This window comes from Arthrobacter sp. MP_M4 (genome assembly GCF_035984855.1).
GTDB lineage: Bacteria > Actinomycetota > Actinomycetes > Actinomycetales > Micrococcaceae > Arthrobacter.
On sequence record NZ_JAXCHX010000016.1, the window covers coordinates 1 to 24,988 of the forward strand.

A 24,988-nucleotide genomic window follows, 5' to 3' on the forward strand; every position below is an offset into this window, starting at 1 on the left:
CAACTACAAATCGCGTATCCTCTTGAGAAGTGCAGCCCGGATGGCAGCATGAGCAATCATCTCAGCAGACCATTCCCCGGGAACCTCGAAGAGCCACTAAGCCCCCGCTGGAGGGCCGTCCGTGGCTGCGGTGTCACGGACAGCGGGCTCTTGGCCCGGCGGAGAACCCGCGGCGGCGGAATGCGCGCGGCCGGCCCGCGGCGCTTTTTGCGGCGAAACGTTCCGGTGGGTCGCGGCGGGGTGGGCAGCCCGGGCTCAGGGTCAGTAGTTCAGCAGCGGGGTGATGTTGACGGTGTCGCCGTCAATGTCCAGGCGGGTGGTGAAACTGAAATCGTGCACCGTGTTCAAGTCCGTTATGGCCCCGGTGAAAAGGTCGATCTGCCGGGCCGTGATCCGGGCTTTGCCGTCCAAGGGCGCGACTACCCAGCGTCCACCGAAGGGCTCGATCTTGACGGCGGGGTATTCGGTGATGCTCCAGTCAATGGTGCCGTCCATCACGCGGTTGTCGGTGGTGTGGTAGAACGGGCAGTCCGGCTGGAGCTTTTGCTCCTTGTCGGCCGTGTCGGCGCAGGTGTCGAGGAATTCCTTGACCTTGCCGCCCACGGCGTTCTTCAGCCCGTCGGTGGCCTCGGTCAGCAGATTCAGTGGCGCCACCGGGATGTCCCGGCCCGACAGAGTGGCCCTGGTGGGCGCCGCTGCGAAGTATTCACCGGACAGCGAGGCCTCGTACTCTCCCGGGTAAAAGACGGCGAAGGAGTTACGGCCGTTGGGCATGTTCACCGGCACACCGTTCAATCTGGCCTCGCTCGCGTTGACCACGGTGACGTTCAGGACGGGAAGGGCGGCGGGAACGATGGTCCATTGGTGGAAGAACAGCCAGTCCGTCCCGGATCTTTCCAGCAGGAACTCGGTCCGCAGCTGGCTGCCGTCAATGGTGTACTCAATCGGCACCATCACCTGGTTCCCGCCACGGTCCTCGGCCGGGCCGTACTCCACTCCGCTGATCCGGGCAGCGGCCGTCTGCAGCGCGGTTCCGTCCAGCATGGCGGCGTTGCTTGGCGGCACGGACGCGTGCAACAGACCGAGGGCCTTTCCGCCCTCGCCCTTCTGCAGGGCATCGATATACTCACGGACAGGCTGCTGCGGGCTCGCCACGGAATTGTTCACGACATTGATCGCGACGACGCCGCCAGCCACGGCCAGCATCAGGGCAAGCAGCCACCCGGCTGCGATCCTGACGAACGCCTGAGACATTTGCACGCACCTTACGTTACCTGCACCCCACAGGAATCCCCGTGTCGCACGCTGCCCGGAAGGCTTCGTCAGCCCGCCGGGCCGCTCCTAACGCCGGCGGCGCTTGGGGGCAGTGCCGAAGACTCCGCGCAGCAGTTCGCGGCCGAGCTGGGTGCCGAGCGAGCGCGCCATGCTCTTGAGTCCGCCGCCGAGGGCGCCGCCCAGGGCCCCGGCGAGATCCCCACCCATGCCGCCGTCTTCGGCGGGCTGGCGTTCCTGCCGGGCCTCCCGGCGGGGTTCCCGGGGAGGAGCCGGGGCAGGTCGGCTGCTGGGGCGGCCCAGGATGTCCTCCTCGATCCGCCGGGCTTCGGCGTCGACGTCGGAGCCTCCACCGGGGGCCGGAGCGGAGTCCGCGGCGGGCGTGCCCGGGGCTTTCCCGGAGAGCTTCTCATAAGCGGAGGCGTTGTCGACGGCGGTACCGTACTTGGGCAGCAGTGATGAGGCGGCCACGGTGCTGGCGAGCAGGGCGTCGGCGCTGGGGCCCATGAGGGATTCCGGTGCGCGCAGGCGGGTGAGGGCCACCGGCGTCGGGGCGCCCTTTTCATTCATAACGGTGATGACCGCCTCCCCGATCCCGGCGGACGTGAGGGTTTCGGCGAGGTCGTAGTCGCTCATTGGAAAGGTGGAGACGGTGGCTTTGAGCGCCTTGGCATCCTCCGGAGTGTAGGCCCGGAGGGCATGCTGCACGCGGTTGGCGAGCTGCCCGAGGACCTCGGCGGGGACATCCTTCGGGGTCTGGGTGACAAAGAAGATGCCGACGCCCTTGGACCGGATCAGCCGTACAGTGGTGGTGATCGCATCCAGGAACGCCTTCGAGGCGCCATTGAACAGCAGGTGGGCCTCGTCGAGGAAAAACACCAGTTTGGGTTTGTCCAGGTCGCCGGCTTCGGGCAGGTCTTCGAACAAGTCAGCCAACAGCCACATCAAGAAGGTGGAGAACAGCATCGGCTTGCTCTGCAGGGTGGGCAGCTCCAGGCAGGTGATAACGCCGCGGCCGTCCGGGGCGGTGCGCATCAATTCGGCGGTGTCGAATTCGGGCTCGCCGAAGAACTTTTCCAGGCCTTGCGCTTCGAGGGTGATGAGTTCGCGGAGGATCACACCGGCGGTCGACTTCGACAGCCCGCCGAGGTCCTCGAGCTCGTCCTTGCCGTCAGCGGAAGTCAGGAACTGGATGACAGCCCGCAGGTCCTTCAAGTCGATCAGTTCGAGGTTGTTTTTGTCCGCGAAGTGGAAGACCAGCTGCAGGCTGGATTCCTGGGTGTCGTTGAGCTCCATGATCCGGGACAGCAGGATGGGGCCGAAGGAAGTGACGGTGGCACGGACCGGAATGCCGTGGCCGTCACCGCCGAGGGCCAGGAACTCCACGGGGAACGTCTTGCCGGACCACGTCTGGCCGATCCCTGCCGTGCGGGCCATCAGCTTCTCACTGCTGGTAGCGGCAGTGGCAAGCCCGGAGAGGTCTCCCTTGATATCCGCCAGAAAGACCGGGACCCCGGCGGCGGAAAGCTGTTCAGCCATCATGTGCAAGGTGACAGTCTTGCCTGTGCCGGTGGCCCCGGCCACCAGCCCGTGGCGGTTCATCATGGACAGCGGCAGCCGGACGGGGGCTTCCTTGCGAACCTCGCCGTCGATGATTACGGCGCCCAACTCAATGGTGGGCCCGTCCAGGGTGTACCCCTTTTGGATGGTGGCGATTTTCTCGGCAGTGGATTTGATGGCCATGCCGCCAGCTTAGCCGGGCCCGGCTGTCCGGACCCGGCGGGTGCTGTGCGTTTCGGCGGTTGCTATTCGGCGAGGGCCTTGAGGACTTCCTTCGCCACGTCCTCGCTGGACTGCGGGTTCTGGCCGCTGATCAGGTTGCCGTCGCGGACCACGTGGGAGCTCCAGGGGGCGGCGTTTTCAATCACGGCGCCTTTGGCCTTCAACTCATCCTCCACGAACCACGGGGTGTTGGGGCCCGTGCCGCCGTTGAGCTCCTCCTCGTTGGTGAAGACAGTGAGGCGGCGGCCCGCGAATTCGAACTCGCCGGCGTCGTTCGTGGCACTCAACAGGCCGGCCGGGCCGTGGCAGAACGGCGCGATGACCTTGCCGGCCGTGTTCGCCGCGACCAGAAGCGTCCCGAGGTCGGCGTCCTGGTAAAGATCGCTCATGGGCCCGTGACCGCCGGGCATCACAATTGCGTCATAGCCGGAGAGCCCGACGTCGGCCAGCACCAGCGGCGCGGACAGCTCGGCGTCGATCCCGGCGAGATAGCTGCGGAAACCGTCGGCGCGGTCTTCGCCGCCGGCGGCTTCGGCGGCGAGGCTCACTTCGTCCACAGTGGGCTTCGCGCCGCCGGGGGTGGCGAGGTGGACGGTGTGTCCGGCGTCGAGCAGGGTCTGGTGCGAAACCACCAGCTCCTCGGCCCAGTAGCCGGTGGGGTGTTCGCTGCCGTCGCGCATGGTGAGCGAATCGGCGGCGGAGACAACCATCAGGATGTTAGCCATGTCTGGCTCCTGTTCTGCCGGCCACGGGGCCGGCGGTAGAAAGTAAAAAGCAGGCATAAAAAAGCAAAAGGGGTCAGCGCGCGGCTTCGAGTTCGGCGAAGGTGGCGTCGTCCAGGACGACGCCGGCTGCGGCCAGGTTCTCTTCGAGGTGCTGGACCGAACCGGTGCCAGGGATCGGCATCATAACGGGGGAGCGGCGCAACAGCCAGGCCAGGGCCACCTGGGAGGTGGTGGCGCCGAGCCGCCTGGCGGCTTCGTCCACCGGACCTCCCGGCTGCGCCAGTTCGCCGGCTGAAATGGGGGCCCAGGGGATAAAACCGATCCCGTTCTTTTCCGCGTAGTCAAGGACGTCCTCGGAGCTGCGGTCAGTCAGGTTGTAGCGGTTCTGCACGGTGGAAACGGTGAAGTACTTCCCCGCCTCTTCGAGTTCGGCAACACTTACCTGGGACAGGCCCAGCGCCTTAACCTTGCCCTCCTTTTGCAGGTCACGGAGCACGGAAAACTGCTCTTCCGGATCCACTTTGGGGTCGATCCGGTGCAACTGGAGCAGGTCCAGCTCGTCAACCTTGAGCTTGCGCAGGCTCAACTCCGTCTGCTGCCGAAGATATTCTGCCCGGCCCAGCGGCACCCACACGTCGGGACCGGTGCGGGTGAACCCGACCTTGGTGGCAATCAGCAGTCCCTCCCGGTAAGGGTGCAGGGCCTCAGCCAGGATCTCCTCGCTGATGTTCGGCCCGTAAGAATCGGCGGTGTCAATAAAATCGACGCCGAGTTCCACCGCGCGGCGGACGACGGCGATGGCGGCCTTGCGGTCGGCAGGCTCGCCCCAGACCCCGTCCCCGACAATGCGCATGGCGCCGAACCCGAGGCGGCGGACAGTGCCCAGGTCCCTGAGATCGATCGTGGCGGACGTTTGCGGTTGCTGTGCGGTGTCATGGCTCATAGCGGCGGCAACTCCCTCAGCCAGCTGAGTATTCCGTCTGCCGGCTCATGTGGCGGGGCGATAACTATTCATGCCCGTGAGCCGCGGCCTGGAACCGGCATGGGGTGCGCCACACCTGAGGCCGAAATATCCCGGGGCCCCGCGTCGTTGTCCACAGTGTGTCCGTCCCGGAATCCGGCGCGGCACCTGACCAAACCCCGCTACGAAAGGCCGGCTTTTCCGTGACTGTTCCGCTTTCCATCCTTGACCTCGCAACCATCGGCAAGGGCCAGACGGCGGCGGAAAGCTTCGCGGGCAGCGTTGCCATGGCGCAGCTCGCCGAGCAGCGCGGGTACCGCCGGGTCTGGTACGCCGAGCACCACAACATGTCAGCCATTGCGTCCTCGGCGACCAGCGTGCTGATCGCCCACGTTGCCGCGCAGACTGAGCGCATCCGTCTCGGCGCCGGCGGTGTGATGTTGCCCAACCACTCCCCGTTGACCATCGCCGAGCAGTTCGGCACCCTGGAAACCTTGCACCCGGGGCGGATCGACCTTGGCCTGGGCCGCGCACCCGGCAGCGACCAGAACACCCTGCGGGCCCTGCGCCGCGACCCGATGTCCGCGGACAGCTTCCCGCAGGACGTGCTGGAGCTCCAGGGTTACCTGACCGGCCCCACCCGGATCCAGGGCGTCGAGGCCACCCCGGGAAAGGGAACCAATGTACCCCTGTACATCCTGGGATCCTCGCTGTTCGGCGCCAAGCTCGCGGCGCAGTTGGGCCTGCCCTATGCCTTCGCCTCGCACTTCGCTCCAAATGCGCTCCGGGACGCCGTGGCCATCTACCGCCGCGACTTCCAGCCCTCCGCCCAGCTCGACGCCCCGCACGTGATCGCCGCGGTCAATGTCATCGCGGCGGATTCCGCGGCCGAGGCGCAAGAAATGTTCCAGGCCACCAAACGCGCCCGGGTCTCGCTGTTCTTCGGCAACGGCCGCGAGTTCAGTGATGATGAGGCGGACATGATCCTGGACTCACCGAAGGGCCAGCACGTGGCCCAGATGATGAAGTACTCCGCCGTGGGCACCCCGGACGCGGTGCTGGAATACTTGGACGGGTTCACCGCCCACGCCGACGCCGACGAGCTCATCGTCGCGCACCAGAGCACCGGCACTGAAGCGCGGCTCCGGTCCGTGGAGCTGCTGGCCGACGTCGCCGAACTTGTGCGCGCCTAGCCCGGCCCGACGGCCTCCCGGAGGCGGGCGGCCGCGGTTTCCGGCGCGATGTCGGCAATGAACGCCCCCATCGCGGCCTCCGAACCGGCAAGGTACTTGAGCTTGTTTTCTTCCCGCCGGGGCGAGGTCAGCTGGAGCATCAGACGGATATCGTCCCGGTGCGCCCGGACGGGGGCCTGATGCCATGCCGAGATGTAGGGAGTCGGCGTCGAATACAGGGCGTCGACACCGCGCAGCAGCCGGCCGTACAGCAGGGCGAACTCGTCACGTTCCTCCCGGCGGGTAGCGGCGAGGTCGGGAATCTGGCGGTGCGGCAAAACATGGAGTTCCAGGGGCCAGCGCGCCGCGAAAGGCACGAACGCCGTCCAGTGTTCGCCGTGGAGCACCACCCGCTCGGATGTACGTTCGAAGTCGAGGACGTCCTCAAAAAGCGAACTGCCGTAGCGCTCCACGGAGCGGATCAGTTGCTGGGTGCGCGGCGTGATGAAGGGGTAGGCGTAGATCTGCCCGTGTGGGTGGTGCAGTGTCACCCCAATTTCTTCCCCCCGGTTCTCGAAGGGAAAGACTTGCTGGACGCCGGGCATCGCGGACAGCGCTGCCGTCCGGTCCGCCCAGGCCTCCACCACGGTCCGCATCCGTGACGTCGAAACGCCGGCGAGCGACCCGGTGTGTTCGGGTGAGAAGCAGACCACCTCGCACCGGCCCACGGACTGGCGGCTGCGGCCCAGCCCGATCCGGGACAGGTCATCCAGCCCCTCCGGCGCCTGCGGACCGGCCAGGTCCGGGCCGAAGGACGGCGATTTGTTTTCGAAGACCGCCACGTCGTAAAGGCTTGGGATCTCCGAGGGATTCTGCGCCGAGGCGGGTGCCAGTGGATCGAGGTGCGTGGGCGGAAGCACGATCCGGTTCTGCCGGGCCGACGCCACCGAAATCCATTCGCCGGTCAGAACGTCCTGCCGCATGGTGGCCGTTCGTGGCCGCGGTGCCGGAACACGCAGATCCGGGGACCGTTCCGGGGAGAGCGTGGTATCGGCGTCGTCGAAGTAGATGATGTCGCGCCCGTCAGCCAGCTGGAATGCGCGCTTTGTGATTCCGGCCATGTCAGGTGGCCTTCCCGGCGTCATCCGTAACGGCCCGCACGCTCAGCAGCAGGCCGTGTTCCGGGTTCAGAACAGGCATCGGCAGACCTGACCCGGCAAGGAAACGGCCGCTCGCCTCAATTCCGGTGGCCAGCCACGCGGGAGAACGCGTCTGGGTAAAGGTGTGTCCGCTGTCCAGCGCAGGGTAGGCGAGCTCTACCCGGTAATTCCGGCCGGGCAACAGCCCGGGCAGCGCCACGCGGCCGGGAACCTCGGCGAACGACGTCGCGACCGCCACCAGCGCGAACAGTGTGGCGGAGCCGTCGTGTGCGACGACGCCGTGCAGCATCAGTGCGGGGTCCGGCTCGTCGGCGCGCACCATGCGCCCGCTGTGCAATAGTGTGCGGTGTTCCTTGTACAGCGCGATGACGGCGGCGAGCTCGTCCCGCTCTGCGCCCTGGAGGTGGCGGACGTCCCATTCCAGGCCGAAGTGGCCGAACATGGCGGTGATGGCGCGGAATGACAGGTCGTGGGTGCGGGCCGTGGTGTGCGAGGTAGTCGGCCCGATATGCGCGCCGACGAGTTCCGGCGGGACCACCGTTCCGGTCCACCGCTGAATGGTCTGGCGTTCCAAAGCGTCGTTGCAGTCGGAGGCCCAGACCCGGTCGGTGCGTTCCAGAATCCCCAGATCCACCCGGGCGCCCCCTGATGAGCAGCTTTCAATCTCGACGTCGGGATGGGCTTTCCGCAACTCATCCAGCAGCCGGTACACGGCCAGCGTCTGGGCGTGGACCGAGGGGCCGCCCTCGTGCCCCATTTCGGCGAGATCCCGGTTCTGGTCCCACTTCAGATAGCTGATGCGGTGCTCGGTGAGGAGAGCATCGAGCCGGTCGAAGACATACTGCCAGGCCTCCGGGTTGACGAGATCCAGCACCTGCTGGTTCCGCCAGCGCTCCGGCAACCGGCCCGGCGCGCCGGTCGTCAGAACCCCCGATTCCTGCGGAATCGGGCCGGGACCGGCGATCCAGTCCGGGTGTGCGCGGGCGAGGTCCGAGTCCTCGTTGATCATTTCCGGCTCGACCCACAGCCCGAATTCCATGCCGTGGGCGGTGACAGCGTCGATCAGGGGCGTGAGCCCGTCCGGCCACACCTGTTCATCCACATACCAGTCGCCCAGGCCGGCGGAGTCGTCGCGGCGGCCCCGGAACCAGCCGTCGTCGAGGACATAGCGCTCGACGCCGAGCCCGGCCGCGGTGCCGGCCAGCTCCAGCAGCGTGCCGAGGCGGTGGTCGAAGTACACCGCCTCCCACACATTGAGCACCACGGGGCGCGGCTTCCCGGACCGGACCCCGGGATGGTGCGCCCGCGCCCGGAACCAGGCGTAGAACGAGTCGCTGATGCCGTCGAGCCCGGAGTCCGAATACGCGGCAAAGAGCCAGGGTGTCTCGTAGCTGGTTCCCGCGGCGAGTGTGACCTCGGCGGAGCCCAGCAATTCCGCGGCGCCGATGACTGCGCGCCCGTCGGCGATGGTTTCCACGAAGCTTTCGTGGTTGCCGCTCCAGCCCAGGTGGACGGCCCAGACCTGCCCGTGCCGGTTGCCGAAGCCCGGGGTTCCGGCCGCCAGCAGCAGCGAGGAATCATGGCCGGTGCGTCCGTGCCGGCCGGAGCGTACCCACGTGCCCTGTCGCATGGGGAGCCGCTGGGGGTGGTTCTCCCGGCACCAGCGCCCTGTCAGGTCCAGGATTTCACCGGCGGCACGCCCCACGGGAAGCACCGCGGCGAGTTCCTCCACCGAATAGCTGCCCGGACCGTCGTTGTGGAGGCTGTGCCGGAGCTGCAGCAGGCCGCCATCGTTGATTTTGATCTCGGTGCGGAGGGTGACGCCGGCGGCGGGGTCGGATTGGGTGATGACGGCGGAACAGTCAGCATCCTCCGTCACCGACACGAGGCGGAGCCGGGCGGAGAACGAGCGGCCATTGCGGTGGCCGCGGAGTCCGGGCCGGCCGCGCCAGCCGGACGAGGCTTGCGGAATCAGGCCTTGCGCCACGGGAATGTCCAGGGAAGAGGGCGCCACGGGGTCGCCGAGCAGCGACAAGTCCGGCAGGTAGGGGCCCAGGTCCGCGCCGAAGTGCAGCACAGCAGGTTCGCCGGTGCTGCAGTCAATGAGCAGCGCCGTGCCGGAGCGCCGCAAGTACAGTAACCGGGGCAGCGGGTGCAGGGCCGGCGATTCCTGGGCAACGGTGGCGGGGTTCGGGTGGTTCACGGCAGCTCCAGGCTTGTGGTCGTCAGGGGCGGGAAGGGCGGTAGGGGTGGAAGGGCGGTAGGGGTGGAAGGGCGCTCCCGGTCAGCCCGCAGGCGACCCGGCGGGAACGAGAGGTGCCAGCCGGAGCCTGCCCACCCGTTCCCCAAGGATGCGCCGGGCTTCGCCGCCCAGATGGTCGTCTGAAATGAGCTCGTCAGCGTCCTCAAGGGCGGCGATCGTGCTGATGCCCAAGGTTCCCCATTTGGTGTGGTCCGCGAGCACAACCACCCTGCGGGCGGCCGCCACGAAGGCACGGTCGGTTTCCGCCTCCAGCACGTTGGGGGTGGTGAAGCCGGCGTCGGCGTCGACGCCGTGGACGCCGAGGAAGAGCACGTCGAGGTGGAGCTGTTTCAGGGCGGACGTGGCCAGCGGCCCAACGAGAGCGTCGGAGGGGGTTCGTTCGCCGCCGGTCAGGATCACCGTGGACGGGGACGATCCCTGATGGAAGACGCCGGCAATACGCACCGAGTTGGTCACCACCGTGATCCGTGGCCCGGCGGACAGCAGCTGCGCCAGCGCCCAGGTGGTGGTGCCCGCGCTGAGCCCCACCGCCATCCCTTCACGAACCTGCGCGGCGGCCTCGTGGGCAATCGCCATCTTCTCCTCCGGGAGTTGGGTTAATTTCAGCTCGAAGCCCGGTTCGTGGGTGCTGGCCCCGCCGGGCAGTTTGGCCCCGCCGTGGATCTTTTCGACGGCGCCGGCAGCGTCCAGCGCTTCGATGTCCCGCCGGACGGTCATCAGGGAGACGCCCAGCAGTTTCGCAAGGTCCGCGACGCGGACGATTCGTTCACGCTGGACTTCCGCGATGATGGCTGAGTGGCGGGCTGCGGCGAGCATCTGGTGTCCTTACCGGACCGCTTCGGCAGCGGTCCGGGAACGGACGACAGCGGCAGCGCCGGCGCCCAGGGCAAGGCCGCCGTCGAGTTCCTGACCGGCGATGAGGTCGACTCCCGCCAGGGGCAACCGGACGTCCTGCGTTCCGTGGTTGATGCAGAACGTCCAGTCCGTGCCGTCCTTGCTCCGCCGGATGACCTCCACATCGGGCGGAAGATCCGGTACCAGCGGCTGGACCGACGCGTCGGCGCAGCTGAGCGCCACGAAGTCGCTGAGGCCCGCGGCCGACAACGTGGTGGCGACGTAGTAGGCCAGGCCCGTTCCCGCCTGGTTGCGGGTAACCGCCGGCGAACCGGCCACAGGCCCCTCGGTTACCGCGGCGAGCACCTCGGCGGTGCTGGCCCGGCCGAGTTCGCTCCAGCACGAACCCGCACCGAAGGCGCTGAGCGGAAGCGATTCGCCGGAGCGCAACGGATAAAATTCCTCCATCCGTACGCCCAACAGCTCACTGAACGCGCCCGGATAGCTGCCGAGCCGGATGTGGTCGTGCTCGTTCACAATGCCCGAGTAGTACGTGATGACGAGGTGGCCGCCGTCCCTTGCGTAGCGGTCCAGGTTGGCCGCTCCGGCGTCGGTCACGAGGTATTGCATCGGGGCCACCACGAGCCGGTAGCCGGAGAGATCATCGGTGCTTTGACGGAAGTCGGTGGGGACCCCGGCACGGTAGAAGGCATCGTGCCAGCGGCGCGTTTCTGCGATGTTCGAGGCATCCGTGCTCGGGTGCGAGTCGAGTTCCGAGGCCCAGCGGGCATCGGTGTCATGGATGATCGCGACATCAACGCGGCCGGACGCGCCGGTCACCGTCGAGCCGGCGACTTCGGCGAGGCTGCGCAGCGCCTGGCCCAGCTGGACGACTTCCCGCCACACCTTGGTGTCGGTTCCCCCGTGCGGCAGCATCCCGGAATGAAATTTTTCCGCGCCGGCCCGGGAAGCCCGCCACTGGAAGAAGAGGGCACCGTCGGCGCCGCGGCCGATGTGCTGCAGCGAGTTGCGCAGCATTTCGCCGGGCGCCTTGGCGATATTGCGGGGCTGCCAGTTAACCGCGGACGTGGAGTGCTCCATCAGCAGCCAGGGCCGGCCCTGCGCCCAGCCGCGGCTCAGGTCCGCCGCCGCGGCAAGCTCCTGGAAGTTCCGCAGGTCCTCAGCGATGAGGTAGTGGTCGTTGGACACCACGTCCATGTGTTCGGCCCAACGCCAGTAGTCCACCGGCTGGTGCAGGCCCATGTTGAAGCCCATGAAGTTGGTAGTCACCGGATGCGGGGAATGCGACCGGATGATCGCGGCCTCCGCTTTGTAGCACTCAAGAAGTTCGTCCGAGGAATACCGGGCGAAGTCCAGCTGCTGGGTGGGATTGACCCAGGTCCCGGAGGTCCGCGGCGGCAGGATTTCCTCCCAGGCGGAGTAGCGCTGGGACCAGAAGGCGGTACCCCAGGCATCGTTCAGTCCGTCGAGGCTCCCGTAGCGGGCTTCCAGCCAGTTGCGGAAGCCGGCGGCGGCGCCGTCAGAAAAGTCCGGCTGGTTGTGGCAGCCGTACTCGTTGTGCACATGCCACATGACCACCGCGGGGTGGTCCTTGTACCTCATGGCGATCTGCTCCGTCAGGGCCGCCGCGGCACGGCGGTAGTCCGGGCTGGATGCGGCGAAGGCCTGCCGCGACCCGTAACTGTGGCGCACTCCGTCGGCTGTGACGGGAAGGGACCCAGGATACTTGTGGCTGAACCAGGGCGGTGGCGAGGCGGTGGCGTTGGCCAGGTCCACCCGGATGCCGTTGGCGTGCAGCAGGTCCAGCACCCGGTCCAGCCAGCCGAATTCGTAGATACCCTCGGACGGTTCCAGCAACGACCAGCTGAAGATGCCCACGCTGACCAGGTTGATGCCTGCCTCGCGCATGAGCCGGACGTCCTCGTCCCAGGTCTCCTCGGGCCACTGCTCCGGGTTGTAATCGCCGCCGAACGCGAGCATGGGTGCGCCTTCCGAGCCCAGGCGCGCGGTGATGTAGTCCATGGGGGCGGTGTTGTTATTGAAGTCCACGTTTATCCTTTGCTGGAGCCGAGCGTCAGTCCGGCCACGAAGTGTCGCTGCAGGAGCAGGTAGATGATGAGGGCAGGAATGGCTGTGATCATGGCGCCGGCGGCGATCAGGTTGTAGTCCGAGAGGAACTGGCCCTGAAGGTTGTTCACGGCGGTGGTGAGCGGGAGCCGGTCACCGCTTTGAATGAACAGCAGCGGCCAGAAGAAGTCGTTGTAGATGAAGATGACCTGCAGCGTGCCCATCGCGGCAAGGGCGGGCCGGCACAGGGGGAGGATGATTTCCCAGTACTGCCGCCAGATGCCGGCGCCGTCCACCAGGGCAGCCTCGGTCAGTTCGGGGGACAGTGCCTTCATGTAGTTGGAGAGCACGAAGGTGACGAAGCCGATCTGGAATGCCGTGTCGACGGCGATGACGCTGATGTAGGTGTTGAGGAGGTTGCCGGAATCGCTGACGCTGTAGGGGAGTTCGAGCTGCTTGAACATCTGGAACAGGGGAGCCGCGAGCACCTGGGGCGGCAGGAGGTTGCCGGCGGTGAACATGATCAGCAGCGTGACGTTGAATTTCCAGGCCACCCGGCTGACAGCGAAAGCCATCATCGAGGCGAAGAACAAGATCAGGATGACCGACGGAATGGTGATCAGCGCGGAATTCCAGGCGTACTGCGCGAACCCGCCCCGGGTCCATGCTTCGGCGAAGTTGTCGAAATTGAAGGACCCGCCGAGGCTGAAGTACCCGTACTTGTCGGTATCGGCCTTGGGCCGCAGGGACGTGAAGATGGTCCAGGCCAGCGGCACCAGCCACATGGCTGCCATCACGATCAGGAAGAGATGGATGCCGAAGTGCTTTTTGGCCGGTCCCCGGCCCTTGCCGCCCGGGTGCTGCACTGCGGCAGGGTGGTCGCTTCTCGCCGCGGCAGGGGCCGGCTTGATGATGCTCATGCTTCTTTGTCCTTTCCGAAGGCCCGGGACAGGTAGAAGGTGATGGGAACCAGCGAAATGACCAGGAGGATGACGGCAAGAGCGGAGCCGACGCCGATCACCTGTCCTTCACCGACGAGGTTCTGGATGACCAGGGCGCTGATGAGTTCAAGTCCGTTCGTGCCGCGGTTAATGACATAGACAATGTCGAAGGCGCGCAGCGATTCGATCACCGTGATGACGATGATGATCACATTGACCGGCCGCATGGCCGGGAAAATGACCCGGAAGAACGTCTGGACTGCATTGGCGCCGTCGATCTGGGCCGCCTCCCGCAAGGTGGGATCCACGCCCTTGAGCCCGGCAAGGTAGAGGATCATGACGTAGCCGGCGTGGCGCCATGTGGCGGCAAGGAGAGCGGCCCAAATGTTGACGCTGGAATCACCGAACCAGTCGACCGCCTGCGGGGTGCCGGCCGTTCCCAGCAGGAAGTTCAACAGTCCGCTGTCCCGGTTGTAGAACAGCTGCCAGATGACCCCGATCAGGGCCAGCGAGAGCATGACGGGTGTGAAAAAGATGCTCTGGTAGATCTTGGAGCCGCGGATGTTCTGATCGAGAAGGATGGCGAGCAGCAAGCCGAGCGGAGTGGCGACGAGAGCCAGAAAGACCAGCCACAGCACGTTGTGCTGGACAGCGGGCCAGAACGGCGGGTAGTCGTTGGCGATGAACTGGTAATTTGCCACGCCGGCGCCCTTGATGTCGCTCAGGCTCAACCCGTTCCATCGGGTAAAGGACAGGGCAGCGGAAAGCAGCGTCGGGATCCAGACCAGGACGAGCTGGATGAGGGTGGGGACCCCCACCATGAATCCGAGGACCCACTTGTCCCGGCCGGACAAACGCCGGACCCGCCGTGCCGGGGCACCTCTGGCGCCTCGTGCCCCGGCCGTTGTTGTGTCGCTTGCTGTGCTCACTGAAAGTCCTTGCTCGATATCGAGTGCCGTTACTGGGCGGCGTAGAGCGATTTGGCCTGGGCTTCCAGGTTCTTGACGTCGACGTTGCCGTCCTTGATGAAGGACTGCAGGGCCGGGATCATCACGTTGTTGGCCATGGCCGGGAGGGCATCGCGGTCGAAGAACTGGCTGATGCTCTTGGCATTGCTGATGGCGTCCGCCATCTTCTTGTTCAGCGGCGTGAACTTCGAGGTGTCTGCACCCTTGGCGGTGGCAATATTGGCGGAGTCGACGGAGGCGTAGACGTCCTGTCCCTCGGGGGTCCCGAGGTAGGCGAGGAAGTCCTTGGCGGACTGGTTCTGGCCGCCCCTCTTGGAGAGCAGCAGCCCGTCGATGGGGGCCTCGATTGCGTCCTGGCCCTCCATTGCGAGCTCCGGGAACGGAAAGAAATCGATGTCGTCCGCCACTGTTTTGTCGGTGTACTGCTGGGTGAGGAAGGAGCCGAGCAGGTACATGCCGGACTTCCTGTCGCCCAGATTTTTGGCGGAATCCTGCCAGGTCATGCCCAGGGCGTTGGGGTTCTGGTAGGGCAGCAGCTCCTTCCAGGTGTCGAAGACGTCGCTGACCTTCTTCTGGTCCCAGCTTTCCTTGTGGGCGGTGAGGTCCATGTGGAACTGGTATCCGTTCAGGCGCATGTTCAGATAATCGAACGTGCCCATGGCGGGCCAGCCGTCCTTGTCCGCGAATTCAATCGGGATCAGGCCGTCGCCCTGCATCTTCTTGGCCAGGGCCGTCAGCTCATCAAAGGTCGTGGGCACCTCGTAACCCTTCTCAGCCCACAGGCTCTTCCGGTAAAAGAAGCCCCAGGGGTAGTTGTAGTTCGGGACCAGGTACATCTTTCCGTCCGCGCCGGTGGATGCCTTCTTGAGGGCGTCGGAGTAATTGCCCCCGATCTTCTCCCAGACGTCATCGATCGGTGCGAGCAATCCTTTGTCCGCGTAGTACTGCATCCGGTAGCCGGCGAACCAGGTGAAGCTGTCATCGGGGCTGCCTTGCAGGTAGGTGTTGATCTTGTTTTGAAAGTCGTTGTGCGGGACCACGTTCGTGGCGACTTTGATGCCGGACTTTTTCTCAAACGCGTCCGTGACGGCTTTGTACGCATTTTTGGGCACTTCATCCGAGGATCCGGAACCGAAACTGACGGTCTTGGCGCCGCCGCTCGCGGCCGGGGCGCTGCCTCCGGTGCACGCAGCCAGCGCGGGCACCCCCGCCAGCGCGACGGCTCCCACACCCAGCGTCTTGAGCAAGGTCCGCCGGTCCCACGCGCCCTGGCTGGAAGCCCGGCGCAGCGCGTCTTCGTGCATGGTCATGATTTCTCCTTTGAAACATCCGGGTGTGAGGCGACTCACATAATTATCTATCATAAACGCACAATAAGGAACGTCAAGGGGCAAAAAAGAACATTTAAATGTCCGCGGATGCAGAACGACCCGGGGTGGCGGATGTTACCTACCCGCAACAGCCGGGATACCCGCACGAAATCGGCCGTGGGGAGACTGGAAGTACGTCCTTCGGGGCGCTCTCATGCAGGCATTTGGGGACTTATCGAAGGACTCCGCGCATGCCCACTCCGCTCAACCAGTCCCTGGCCGACTCTGCCCTTCTGACGAAGTCCCTGCCGCTGGGACTGCTCCGTGCCTTTGTGCAGACCAACGCGGTGGACGACGGGCTGACGCCGCAGTTGCTGGCGGAGCTGAAGATCCTGGCCCGCACCCCGGGGTTGCTGGTGGCCTGCAACTACGGAGGGACGCTGTGCGCAGCGGAAGGCATTTCCACCGAGACCCTGCCGCTGGGCAGCGCCTCAATCGCGCTCCGGGCGCTGGCGGCCCTCCCCAATACCCACGCGGCCGTCATCTCCGGGCGTTCCCTGCGTGACCTGGCCGCGGTCTCCCGGCTTCCCGCCGAGGTGCACCTGGTCGGCTCGCACGGCGCCGAGTTCGACATGGGCTACGCCCACGGGCTGTCCCTGGCCACCGAATCCGTGCTTCAGCAGGCAGCCCAGGCGCTCGCCGAAACGGTGGGCGCCTACCGGGGCGTCACCATCGAGCGGAAGCCCGTCGCCGTGTCCGTGCACACCCGTCCGGCGGCACCGGACGTCGTCGCGCTGGCTAGGCAGCAGGCAGCGGACATCGCCCGGGAGCACGGATTGTCCTTTATTGTGGACGGTTCGGTCCTGGACTTGTCCGTGGTGGAGCCGGCCAAGGGCGGCGCCCTGGAACACCTGCGCTCCATGCTCGGCGTCAGCGCAGCCCTTTACGCCGGTGACGCTGCCAGCGATGAACTGGCGATGGCCACCCTGCGTGGCCCGGATCTGGCGCTGCGGGTGGGGGAGGGCGCCACGCTCGCCGCGCACCGGCTGCGGGACCCGGAGGCCTTCGCCCGGGTGCTGGCCATTCTCTTTGAACTGCGGAGGGCCTGGTTGTTTGGAGAGGACGCCGTCGGGCTGGAACGGCATTCCATGATCGGCAACGGGTCCTCCACGGCACTGCTGACCCCGGATGCCAAGATTTGCTGGATGAGCCACCCGCTGCCGGACTCCGGGTCCATCTTCGCGCATTTGCTGGGCGGCGACGCAGCTGGTCATTTCTCGGTGGAACCGGTGAAAGCCTCGCAGGTCCTGGGCCAACGCTACGTGGACAGCACCATGATTGTTGAAACACGCTGGGCTGATGTCACCGTCACGGACTATCTGGAGCCCGCGCCGGAGGGTGTGACCAGCCTGGTCCGGGTGCTCACTGGCACCGGGGTGGCGCGGATTGTCTTTGCACCCCGCCCGGATTACGCGAACGCACCGTTTAGTATGGAGGCCCGCGGGTCAGAACTGCATGTCGTGGGCACCGCGGACCCGATCATTCTGCTGGCCGCCGGTGTGGATTTCACGCTCACCTCGGACGGGCGCCACGCGACCGCCACGGCCGACGTCGAGCTGCGGCACGGGCCGGTGGTGTTGAACCTGCGCTGCGGCGACACGGAACTTCAACGCGCCGAGCCGCCGGAGGAACATTCGCGCCGTGCCGCCGTCGCGCATCATTCCCGGCGCTGGGTGCAGGCGCTGCGGTTGCCCGCGGTGAAACCGTCCCTCGTGCGGCGGTCAGCGCTGGTGCTCCGCGCCCTGGTTCACGAGCCCACCGGAGCCGTGCTCGCGGCGCCCACCACGTCACTGCCTGAGGGAATCGGCGGCACCCGGAACTGGGACTACCGGTACTGCTGGCTGCGGGACGGTTCCATGACCGTGAACGCCCTCGTGGACCTCGGTTCCACCGCGGAGGCGGAGGGTTTCCTGGCCTGGCTGGGCCGGATCCTGGCCCACACGCCGGGTCCTGAATGGCTGCATCCGCTGTACTCGGTCACTGGGGCACCGCTGTCCACCGAGGCCATTGTCGATTGCCTTCCCGGGTACGCGGGTTCCCGGCCGGTGCGGATCGGCAATGCCGCGGACCACCAGGTGCAACTGGACGTTTTCGGGCCGATCGCTGAGCTCATCGATGCGTTGAGCGCCCGGCAGGGGGAGTTGGCCGATGCCCATTGGGAGGTGATGGTGCAGATGGCCTCGGCCGTTTTGGCCCGCTGGCACGAGCCGGACCATGGGATCTGGGAGGCCCGGCGGGCGCCCCGGCACCACATTTACACCAAAGTCATGTGCTGGGTGGCGCTGGACCGGGCGCTGCGGACCGCTGACCGTCACGGACGGACGCCGCGTCCGGAGTGGGAGCCGGCCGCGGCGGTCATCCGGGAGCAAGTCCTGCGGGAGGGCTGGGATGAAAGCGCCGGGTCCTACACCGTGGCCTACGACAGCCCGGATCTTGACGCCGCGGTGCTGCACATCGGTTTGTCGGGCCTCCTGGACGTTGCAGACCAGCGCTTCCTGGACACCGTCACGGCGGTGGAACGGGAACTGAGAGTGGGTCCCACCGTGTTCCGCTACCGGTACGACGACGGCTTGCCGGGTTTGGAGGGCGGCTTTCACATCTGCACCACCTGGCTGATCGAGGCCTACGTCGCGGTGGGGCGGATCGAGGAGGCGTGGGACCTGTTCGATCAGCTGGTCAATCTGTTCGGGCCCACCGGGCTGCTGCCGGAAGAATACGACCCCGGCACCGAAACCCACCTGGGAAACCATCCGCAGGCCTACTCGCACCTGGGCTTCATCCGATGCGCGCGGCTGCTGGACGCGCTGCCGAAGAACTAGGTCCGCACGTCCCTGTCCCTATTCGCAGGCGACGCCGTCGCGGTCGCCGTCCATCTGCTCGCGGTAGCCCGGCTGGCCGACCAGCAGCGGGGCGGCTCCTGCCGCCCGGGCCGCGGAGCAGTTCGCATAGAAGGCCTCCGCCGGTGCTGCCGGTGCCGCCGGGGCCGGTGCCGCTGGTGCTGCCGGCACCGGTTCGGCCGAAGCGGGAAGCGGGGCGGGTTCGGCGGGGTGCGGTGTTCCCTGGCCGGCGGGGAGCGCTGTGTCCGGGCAGCCGCCCAGGATGCGCGCCATCGCATCGTGCTCGGCCTGGGTGACCCACAGCCCATAACTGGATTTGACCGAGATCTGACGGGCGACGTAGTCGCAGCGGTATGACGTGTTTGGCGGCAGCCAGGTGGCGGCGTCGCCGTCGCTCTTTTGCTGGTTACTGGGACCGTCCACCGCGAGCAGGTTCAGCGGATCGTTGGCGAGAGCGAGCCGTTGGGCTTCGGTGAGCTGCTGCGCGCCTTTCTGCCAGGCGTCGCTGAGGGCCACCACATGGTCGATCTGCACCGCGGAACTGGTGCTGTTGCCGCGGAGGAAGTTGATCAATGTTGCCGTGTAGGGGTCATTCAGGATGCCGGACAGGACCACGCAGTCCCCGGTGCCGGGTTTAAGGGCCAACGCGGTCAGGTCGCGGCGCAGCACGTCATTGCGGGTGTCGCAGCCGTTGCGGTCGACGTCGGCCCAGGCCTGGCCGAATTGCTCGCGCGAGTATCCCGTTTTCGGCGCCCGGCCCTTGACCGGGAGCGAGTCCAGGACGTCCAGGGCCCCGCCGGCCAGGGAGCCGGTGGCCGTGCCGGGGTCCGGCAGGGTGGGCCCGGCGGTGGGTGAGGGACTGTCGGCGGCCGGGGTGGCGGGCGCCGGGCTGCCGACGGCGGCGGGGGACGTGGCACCCGCAGCCGGGGCCGTTCCGGCGCAGGCAGTGGCGGAGACCAGCAGCAGTGCCGTGAGGCCCGCCGCGACCCAGTCGACGGCGCCGGATACCGCGGTCCGGCGTTGTGTGACGCTGTGCAATTGTTCCCCACTTCGTGCTGAGCGCCGGTAGTTGCCGGCCGGCTTGAGACCGGTCCCAGCCTACCCGGGTTGCTTGGCGGTCAGCGGACCCCCGGGCGTGAGGCCGAGAAGATTCCCGGTGCAGGGCCCTCCCCGGTTGCGAGGTCGGCGAGGACGCGTCCGATCACCGGGGTGAACTTGAAGCCGTGACCGGAGAATCCGGCACCCACCACCAGGGGACCGATGCGGTCGAGGATGAAGTTTTCGTCCACGGTGGTGGTGCAGGTGCAGCTGATATCGGTGAGGGAGTCCGCGTCCACCCCGGGCAGCCACCGCCGCGCGTAGCGTTGCAGCGCAGCCCTTTGCGTGGGCTCGGGGGTGAACGACCGCCGGTCCGGGTCCGTCACCGGGCCCACGCCGTGCCAGCCAGCCTTGACCCCCTCGCCGGGGGTCTGCATGCCGTAGACCGGTGAATACCAGTCCGCGAACTCCGGGCCGTCGCCGGGGACATGGTTAAAGCCGGGCCACGCCGCGCCGCGGTCGGCAATGGCGAAGTGCCCCGGCTGTTCCTGTGTGACGGTCAGCCGCGGGAGCGCCACCGCCCCGAGCAGTTTGGCGGTCCATGCGCCTGCAGTGACCACTGCTTGCCGTGCAGTCAGCACTTCGGTGCGCCCGCCGCTGTCGATGGTGAGGCGGACGCCGTCGTCCGCCACGGCGACGTCCAGCACCTTGGTCCGGTGGCGGATCTCCGCCCCGCGGCCGGCGGCAAGCCGCTGCAGTACCGGCAGGGCCGCGTCGGGATTGAGCTGGCCGCCGTCGGGCATATGGAGTGCCCGCTGGTCGAACCGGATGCCGCGCCAGCGCTCGGCAGCTTCCGCCGCAGTCAGGAAGTCCGCCCGCAGCCCGGCCGCGTGCAAAGCGCCCTGCACCCGGTCCAGCCGCGGATCGGTCCCGTGGTTTACGACGCCGGTGCGCGTCAGGAGCCGCTCGCCGCCATCCGCTTCCAGTTCATCCCACCATCGGGCCGCCTCAGCCAGCATGGCCGCGTAGTCCGGGTCCGCGTAGCCGGGGTTGAAGTTCCGGGTGGTGCCGTGCGAGGCTCCGTTGCGGTGGCCGGGACTGAACTGCTCCAGCAGGGTCACGGCCCTGCCGCGGCTGGCCAGCGCCCAGGTGGCGGCGGAGCCCATGGCTCCGCCGCCGATGACCACGGTATCCAGGCTGGGTTTCATGGTTTGCCTCCGGATGGTGTTGGCGCCGGCGCCGACGAGAACCGGCGGTGGCAGTTCTCAGGTGAGAAGCAGGGCCACGCAGATCATGGCCGGAACGGCGACGATGGTGGTGATCAGCACGGTGTCCTTGGCGACGGTCAGGCCGGTCTGGTAGCGGCTGGCGACGACAAAGACATTTTGTGCCGTGGGCAGTGCCGAGGTGACCACCACGGCAAAGAGGGCCTGGTCCGCCATCCCCAGGCCGAACCGGGCGAAGAGGAAGGCAAGCGCCGGGTGGACGATTAGCTTGAAACCACTGGCAAGCAGCGTGTCGAGCCGGCGGCCGGCGGTGGCCTGCAGCGGCCGGGAGCCGTTGAGGCTCATGCCGAAGGCGATCAGCATGGCGGGAATCGCGGCGCCGCCGATCAGGTGGATCGGCTGCATCACAAGCTCCGGGACCTGCCAGCCCGTACCCGCCACGAGAAGACCGAGGCCGGAGCCCACGATCATGGGGTTCCGCAGGATCATCAGTCCGAACCCCAGGGGAGTGGTCCGGTGGGTGCTCGTGGTGGCATCGAGGGCCATCAGAAACAGCGGGGTGAAGAACGCCAACTGGAAGATCAGCAGCGGAGCCACGTAGCCGGCGTCGCCGAGGACGAACACCGCGATGGGGATGCCCAGGTTGGCGGAGTTGGCCAGCGAAGCGCCCATGGAGGACACCAGGGACTCCGGCAGCGGCCGTCCGAGCAGGAAGCGGACAATGACGAAGAAGAGCGACGCCGTGACGATGGCCCCGGCTGCGGTGACCAGCAACGGCGCGGCGAAGACGTCGTTGAGCTTGGCTTTGCTGAGCGTTTCGAACAATAGCGCGGGACTGGCAACAAAGAAGGTCAGCGCGCTGAGCACGGAGCGGGCGTTCTCGCCCAGGATGCCGCGCCGGCCGACGAACATGCCCACCAGGATGATGCACCAGACCACAGAGAATCCGGCGAGAACACCTAACACGCGGCGGTCCGGAGGACTTCAGGCGTGGAAAGGGCGGCAATCACCCTCCCAGAGTAATCAGCTTTATTTACACCGGGCGCGTATTACGGCGGAAAGAGGCCTGCGAAGACCCGGACTTCAGTTGAGGGCGGCGTTGTTCAGCGCGTACGGGGGCCGCAGGACTCCGGGCGTATGGCCCTCCGCAGGATCGTTGCCGATCTGGACGATTTTGTTGTCCTCATCCACATGGACCACTCTGGGAATGTAAGCCTTGGCCTCGTTTGTGGTCATCTGGGCATAGGTAATGAGGATGATGATGTCATTCTCATGCATCAGATGCGCGGCCGCGCCGTTGATGCCGATGACACCCGAACCGCGCTCACCGGCGATCGTGTACGTCTCCAGCCGGGCACCGTTGGTGACGTCAACGATGGACACGAGTTCGCCGGGGAGGATGTCGGCCGCTTCGAGCAGGTCCAGGTCCACGGTGACCGAACCGACGTAGTGGAGGTCCGCGTGCGTAACCGTGGCGCGGTGGATTTTGGACTTGAACATTGTGCGATTCATAACGGAATCAGTCTAGCGCCGGGCACGGGACTGTGCTGTGAGCCGGCCGACAGCGGCCGCGAGGCTTCTGGGGCGGCGGAGTCCGTGCGCCGGTGCCGGTCGGTCAGGGGCCGGCGGGCGGGATGGACGCGGCCGTCTCGCTCAACACCTCCCGGGCGGCGAGGATGGCCGGACGCTTGGCACTGGAGCGTCGCACGGAGGTGAAAATGGTCCGATGCGGATCCCCCGGCAGGGTGATCAACTGCGACGTCGTTCCCCTCCCCGTCCAGACGAGATCCGGCATGAGCGCCACCGCGTTCCCGGATTCGATCAGCCGGATCTGGGCCTGCAGATCGGCGGTCTCATACCGAACGTCCGGTTCGAATCCGGCGCTCCGGCAGGCTTGTTCCGCCCAGTGCCGTGACGCTGCGCCCCGGGGTTCCATGACCCACGCCAGCGCGGCGGTGTCGGCTAGGGATGAGACCGCCGGGCGCGCGGCGGCGGGCGGCGGAACGGCCAGGCGGATGGCGTCGCTGGTGAGCCGGACCCGGTCCAGTTCGGCGTACCGGGGTGCCGCATGCCCGGGGTACTGCTCGGCAATCACCAGATCGAAGTCCCGGGCCCAGGTCTCGTGCAGTGCCGTTTCGGGTTCCCGCTGGATCATTTCAATCCGGACCTCGGGGTAGCGCGAGGACATCCGGGTGAGGGCATCCGGCATCAGGGCAAGCGCCGCGGACTGGAAGACGGCAATGCGGACAGTGCCCGTCACGGTGGTCAGTGAGGCCGCCAGATCCGCCTCGGCCTGTTCCAGGGTTTCCAGCAGCTGGGCCGTATGGGCCACCAGGACCTCAGCCTGCGGAGTGAGCTGGACGCGGCGTCCGGTCTTGCGCAACAGCTCGACACCGGCCTCCTTTTCCAAGAGGGCCAGTTGCTGGGAGACCGACGACGGACTGTACTGGAGCGCCTCCGCAACCTCGGCCAGGGTGCCCCGGATCTTCAGCTCGCGCAACAACCGCAATCGCCGGACGTCCAGCATCGCTATTCCTTTGTGAATGCTAATGGTTATTGATTAGGAGAATTCACTTTATCTAACGGAATCCGGCTTGCATACTTGTGTCGTTGAGTAACCCCCATCACAGGGTGGATTGATGGGTGCCACACCTAAGCGGGAGACCCTGAAATGAACACAAAAGACATGTCCAAGTCACTCTTGAGGCGCAAGCCCATTGACGACATCGAAGAGGAAAACCTGCACAGCGGGCTCCGGAAGAGCCTCGGGCTGTGGCAGCTGACGGCCATCGGCGTCGGTGGCATCATCGGCGTCGGTATCTTCTCCCTCGCGGGGCTCGTGGCCCACGGCAGCGAGTCTGAACCCGGCGTGGGCCCGGCGGTGCTGTTCTCCTTCCTGATTGCGGGCCTCGCCTCTGCGGCTGCCGCGTTGTCCTACGCCGAATTCGCCGGCATGATCCCGCGGGCAGGCTCCGCCTACACCTACGGCTACGTGGCGCTCGGAGAAATCATCGGCTGGTTCATCGGCTGGGACCTGCTGCTGGAATACATCGCCATTGTCGCCGTTGTGGCCATCGGTATTTCCGGCTACTTCGACGCGTTCCTGGCCGGGATCGGCGTTCACATGCCTGCCTGGATGACAGCGACGCCGGATGAGGGCACGGGCGGCATCATCAACGTTCCCGCGATCGTGGTCTGCCTGCTGGTGACCTGGATCCTGTCCCGCGGCACCAAGACCTTTGGCCGCTTCGAACTCGTGGCCGTCGGGATCAAGGTGGTTCTGATCCTGTTCATCATCGGCCTCGGCATCTTCTACATCGACACAGGCAACTACAACCCGTTCATGCCCAGCGGGTTCGGCCCGGTGGTGGCCGGCGCGGCAACGGTCTTCTTCGCCGTCTTCGGCTACGACGCCATGAGCACCGCCGCGGAAGAGGCGACGGACGGCAAGAAGCACATGCCGAAAGCCATCATCATGTCCCTCATCATCGCGATGCTCCTCTACGTTGCCGCAACCCTGGTGCTCACCGGCATGCAGAACTACAAGGACATCGACCCCAAGGCCGGTTTCGCGTCCGCATTCAACGGCGTGGGCCTGCCGGTCATTGCCACGATCATCTCGGTCTTTGCCGTGCTGTCCATCCTGACCGTGATGCTCACCTTCCTGCTCGGTGTCACCCGTGTGTGGTTCTCGATGAGCCGCGACGGGCTGCTCCCCGGATGGTTCGCCAAGACGGACCGCCACGGGACGCCGCAGCGCGTCACCTGGATCGCCGGGATCGCGTCCGCACTGCTCGCGGGCGTATTTCCCATCAAGGCCGTCGCCGACCTGACCAATATCGGCATCCTGGCCGCGTTCGTCGTCGTCTGTTTCTCGGTGATCGTCTTCCGCTACAAGAAGCCCGACGCGCCGCGCACCTTCCGCCTGCCGCTCATGCCGCTCGTTCCGGCCTTCGGCGTCCTGGCCTCCGGGTTCCTCATGCTTCAGCTGCACTGGGAGACCTGGCTGCGCTTCGGCGTCTGGCTCGTGATCGGCCTGGTCATCTACTTCGGCTACGGCCGCAAGCACTCGCTGATGAACCCGGACAGCCCGCGGCATGAAGAGGCCGTGGAGATGCACCGGCACGTCGGCTAACCCCCAAGGGATGCTCCCGTAGCTGCTGCGGTGGTTTCCCGGACGCTCCCGCACATCTGGCATGGCATCGGCGAAACCCTTTCCTGGCTTGGGGAAGGGTTTCGCCGCATCTCCGGCATGATCTGCGGGAGGGTCGGTGGGGCGGCAGAAGGTTCTGATTTTCCGATCAGTATTGCTCAGAAAACATCGCTTTATCTTATGAAAATCCGGTCGCAT

Annotated in this window: 19 protein-coding genes; 3 read left to right on the plus strand and 16 right to left on the minus strand. The window is 66.5% G+C overall.

Translation table 11 applies throughout. The features are described from left to right. Positions 1–261: 261 nt before the first annotated feature. From RCH15_RS12365 to RCH15_RS12380, 4 genes are all read right to left on the minus strand, one after another. The gene (locus tag RCH15_RS12365) at positions 262–1,254 is read right to left on the minus strand and encodes a hypothetical protein (RefSeq protein ID WP_326960964.1); all 993 of its coding nucleotides are present in this window, start codon (positions 1,252–1,254) and stop codon (positions 262–264) included. 87 nt (positions 1,255–1,341) lie between these two features. Further along, entirely contained in the window at positions 1,342–3,015 is a 1,674-nt protein-coding gene (locus tag RCH15_RS12370; protein WP_326960965.1) for a helicase HerA-like domain-containing protein, read from the minus strand. Between the two features lie 62 nt (positions 3,016–3,077). Beyond that, a complete protein-coding gene (locus RCH15_RS12375) occupies positions 3,078–3,779 on the minus strand; it encodes a type 1 glutamine amidotransferase domain-containing protein (RefSeq protein WP_326960966.1) in 702 nt (233 codons plus the stop codon). A 73-nt stretch (positions 3,780–3,852) separates the two neighbouring features. After that, on the minus strand, positions 3,853–4,722 hold the full coding sequence (locus RCH15_RS12380; protein ID WP_326960967.1) for an aldo/keto reductase: 870 nt from the start codon (positions 4,720–4,722) through the stop codon (positions 3,853–3,855). A gap of 221 nt (positions 4,723–4,943) precedes the next feature. On the opposite strand from RCH15_RS12380, the gene RCH15_RS12385 reads away from it, so the two are divergent. Then, entirely contained in the window at positions 4,944–5,933 is a 990-nt protein-coding gene (locus RCH15_RS12385) for an LLM class flavin-dependent oxidoreductase (RefSeq protein WP_326960968.1), read from the plus strand. Here the strand turns inward: RCH15_RS12385 and galT are convergent. From galT to RCH15_RS12420, 7 genes are all read right to left on the minus strand, one after another. Next, the gene (gene galT / locus RCH15_RS12390) at positions 5,930–7,033 is read right to left on the minus strand and encodes a galactose-1-phosphate uridylyltransferase (RefSeq protein ID WP_326960969.1); all 1,104 of its coding nucleotides are present in this window, start codon (positions 7,031–7,033) and stop codon (positions 5,930–5,932) included. The two genes, RCH15_RS12385 and galT, sit on opposite strands and share 4 nt — an antisense overlap. 1 nt (position 7,034) lies before the next feature. Continuing rightward, entirely contained in the window at positions 7,035–9,230 is a 2,196-nt protein-coding gene (locus RCH15_RS12395) for an alpha-galactosidase (protein WP_409017425.1), read from the minus strand. 126 nt (positions 9,231–9,356) lie between these two features. Then, positions 9,357–10,151, minus strand: a complete 795-nt coding sequence (locus tag RCH15_RS12400) for a DeoR/GlpR family DNA-binding transcription regulator (protein ID WP_326960970.1) — start codon at positions 10,149–10,151, stop codon at positions 9,357–9,359. A 9-nt stretch (positions 10,152–10,160) separates the two neighbouring features. Continuing rightward, on the minus strand, positions 10,161–12,239 hold the full coding sequence (locus RCH15_RS12405) for a beta-galactosidase (RefSeq protein WP_326960971.1): 2,079 nt from the start codon (positions 12,237–12,239) through the stop codon (positions 10,161–10,163). 2 nt (positions 12,240–12,241) lie between these two features. After that, entirely contained in the window at positions 12,242–13,177 is a 936-nt protein-coding gene (locus tag RCH15_RS12410; RefSeq protein WP_326960972.1) for a carbohydrate ABC transporter permease, read from the minus strand. Continuing rightward, positions 13,174–14,127: a carbohydrate ABC transporter permease gene (locus tag RCH15_RS12415; protein WP_326960973.1), complete on the minus strand. Its 954-nt coding sequence runs from the start codon at positions 14,125–14,127 to the stop codon at positions 13,174–13,176. The genes RCH15_RS12410 and RCH15_RS12415 overlap by 4 nt, the downstream gene beginning before the upstream one ends. A 29-nt stretch (positions 14,128–14,156) precedes the next feature. Then, complete coding sequence (locus RCH15_RS12420) at positions 14,157–15,476, minus strand: ABC transporter substrate-binding protein (RefSeq protein WP_326960974.1); 1,320 nt, start codon at positions 15,474–15,476, stop codon at positions 14,157–14,159. Positions 15,477–15,727: 251 nt separating this feature from the next. Between RCH15_RS12420 and RCH15_RS12425 the strand changes: the two genes are divergently transcribed. Next, positions 15,728–18,355 carry a trehalase-like domain-containing protein gene (locus RCH15_RS12425; protein ID WP_326960975.1) on the plus strand — a complete coding sequence of 876 codons (2,628 nt, stop codon included), beginning with the start codon at positions 15,728–15,730 and terminating at the stop codon, positions 18,353–18,355. A gap of 18 nt (positions 18,356–18,373) precedes the next feature. On the opposite strand, the gene RCH15_RS12430 is transcribed toward RCH15_RS12425, so the two are convergent. From RCH15_RS12430 to RCH15_RS12450, 5 genes are all read right to left on the minus strand, one after another. After that, positions 18,374–19,411 carry a GmrSD restriction endonuclease domain-containing protein gene (locus tag RCH15_RS12430; RefSeq protein ID WP_326960976.1) on the minus strand — a complete coding sequence of 346 codons (1,038 nt, stop codon included), beginning with the start codon at positions 19,409–19,411 and terminating at the stop codon, positions 18,374–18,376. 80 nt (positions 19,412–19,491) lie between these two features. Beyond that, positions 19,492–20,619, minus strand: coding sequence for an FAD-dependent oxidoreductase (locus tag RCH15_RS12435; protein WP_326960977.1), 1,128 nt, complete (start codon positions 20,617–20,619; stop codon positions 19,492–19,494). 57 nt (positions 20,620–20,676) lie between these two features. Then, entirely contained in the window at positions 20,677–21,603 is a 927-nt protein-coding gene (locus RCH15_RS12440; RefSeq protein WP_326960978.1) for an AEC family transporter, read from the minus strand. A gap of 117 nt (positions 21,604–21,720) precedes the next feature. Further along, the gene (gene panD / locus RCH15_RS12445) at positions 21,721–22,149 is read right to left on the minus strand and encodes an aspartate 1-decarboxylase (protein WP_326960979.1); all 429 of its coding nucleotides are present in this window, start codon (positions 22,147–22,149) and stop codon (positions 21,721–21,723) included. Between the two features lie 103 nt (positions 22,150–22,252). Beyond that, a complete protein-coding gene (locus RCH15_RS12450; RefSeq protein WP_326960980.1) occupies positions 22,253–23,164 on the minus strand; it encodes a LysR substrate-binding domain-containing protein in 912 nt (303 codons plus the stop codon). Positions 23,165–23,308: 144 nt separating this feature from the next. Between RCH15_RS12450 and RCH15_RS12455 the strand changes: the two genes are divergently transcribed. Then, entirely contained in the window at positions 23,309–24,772 is a 1,464-nt protein-coding gene (locus RCH15_RS12455; RefSeq protein ID WP_326960981.1) for an amino acid permease, read from the plus strand. The last annotated feature ends 216 nt before the right edge of the window (positions 24,773–24,988 follow it).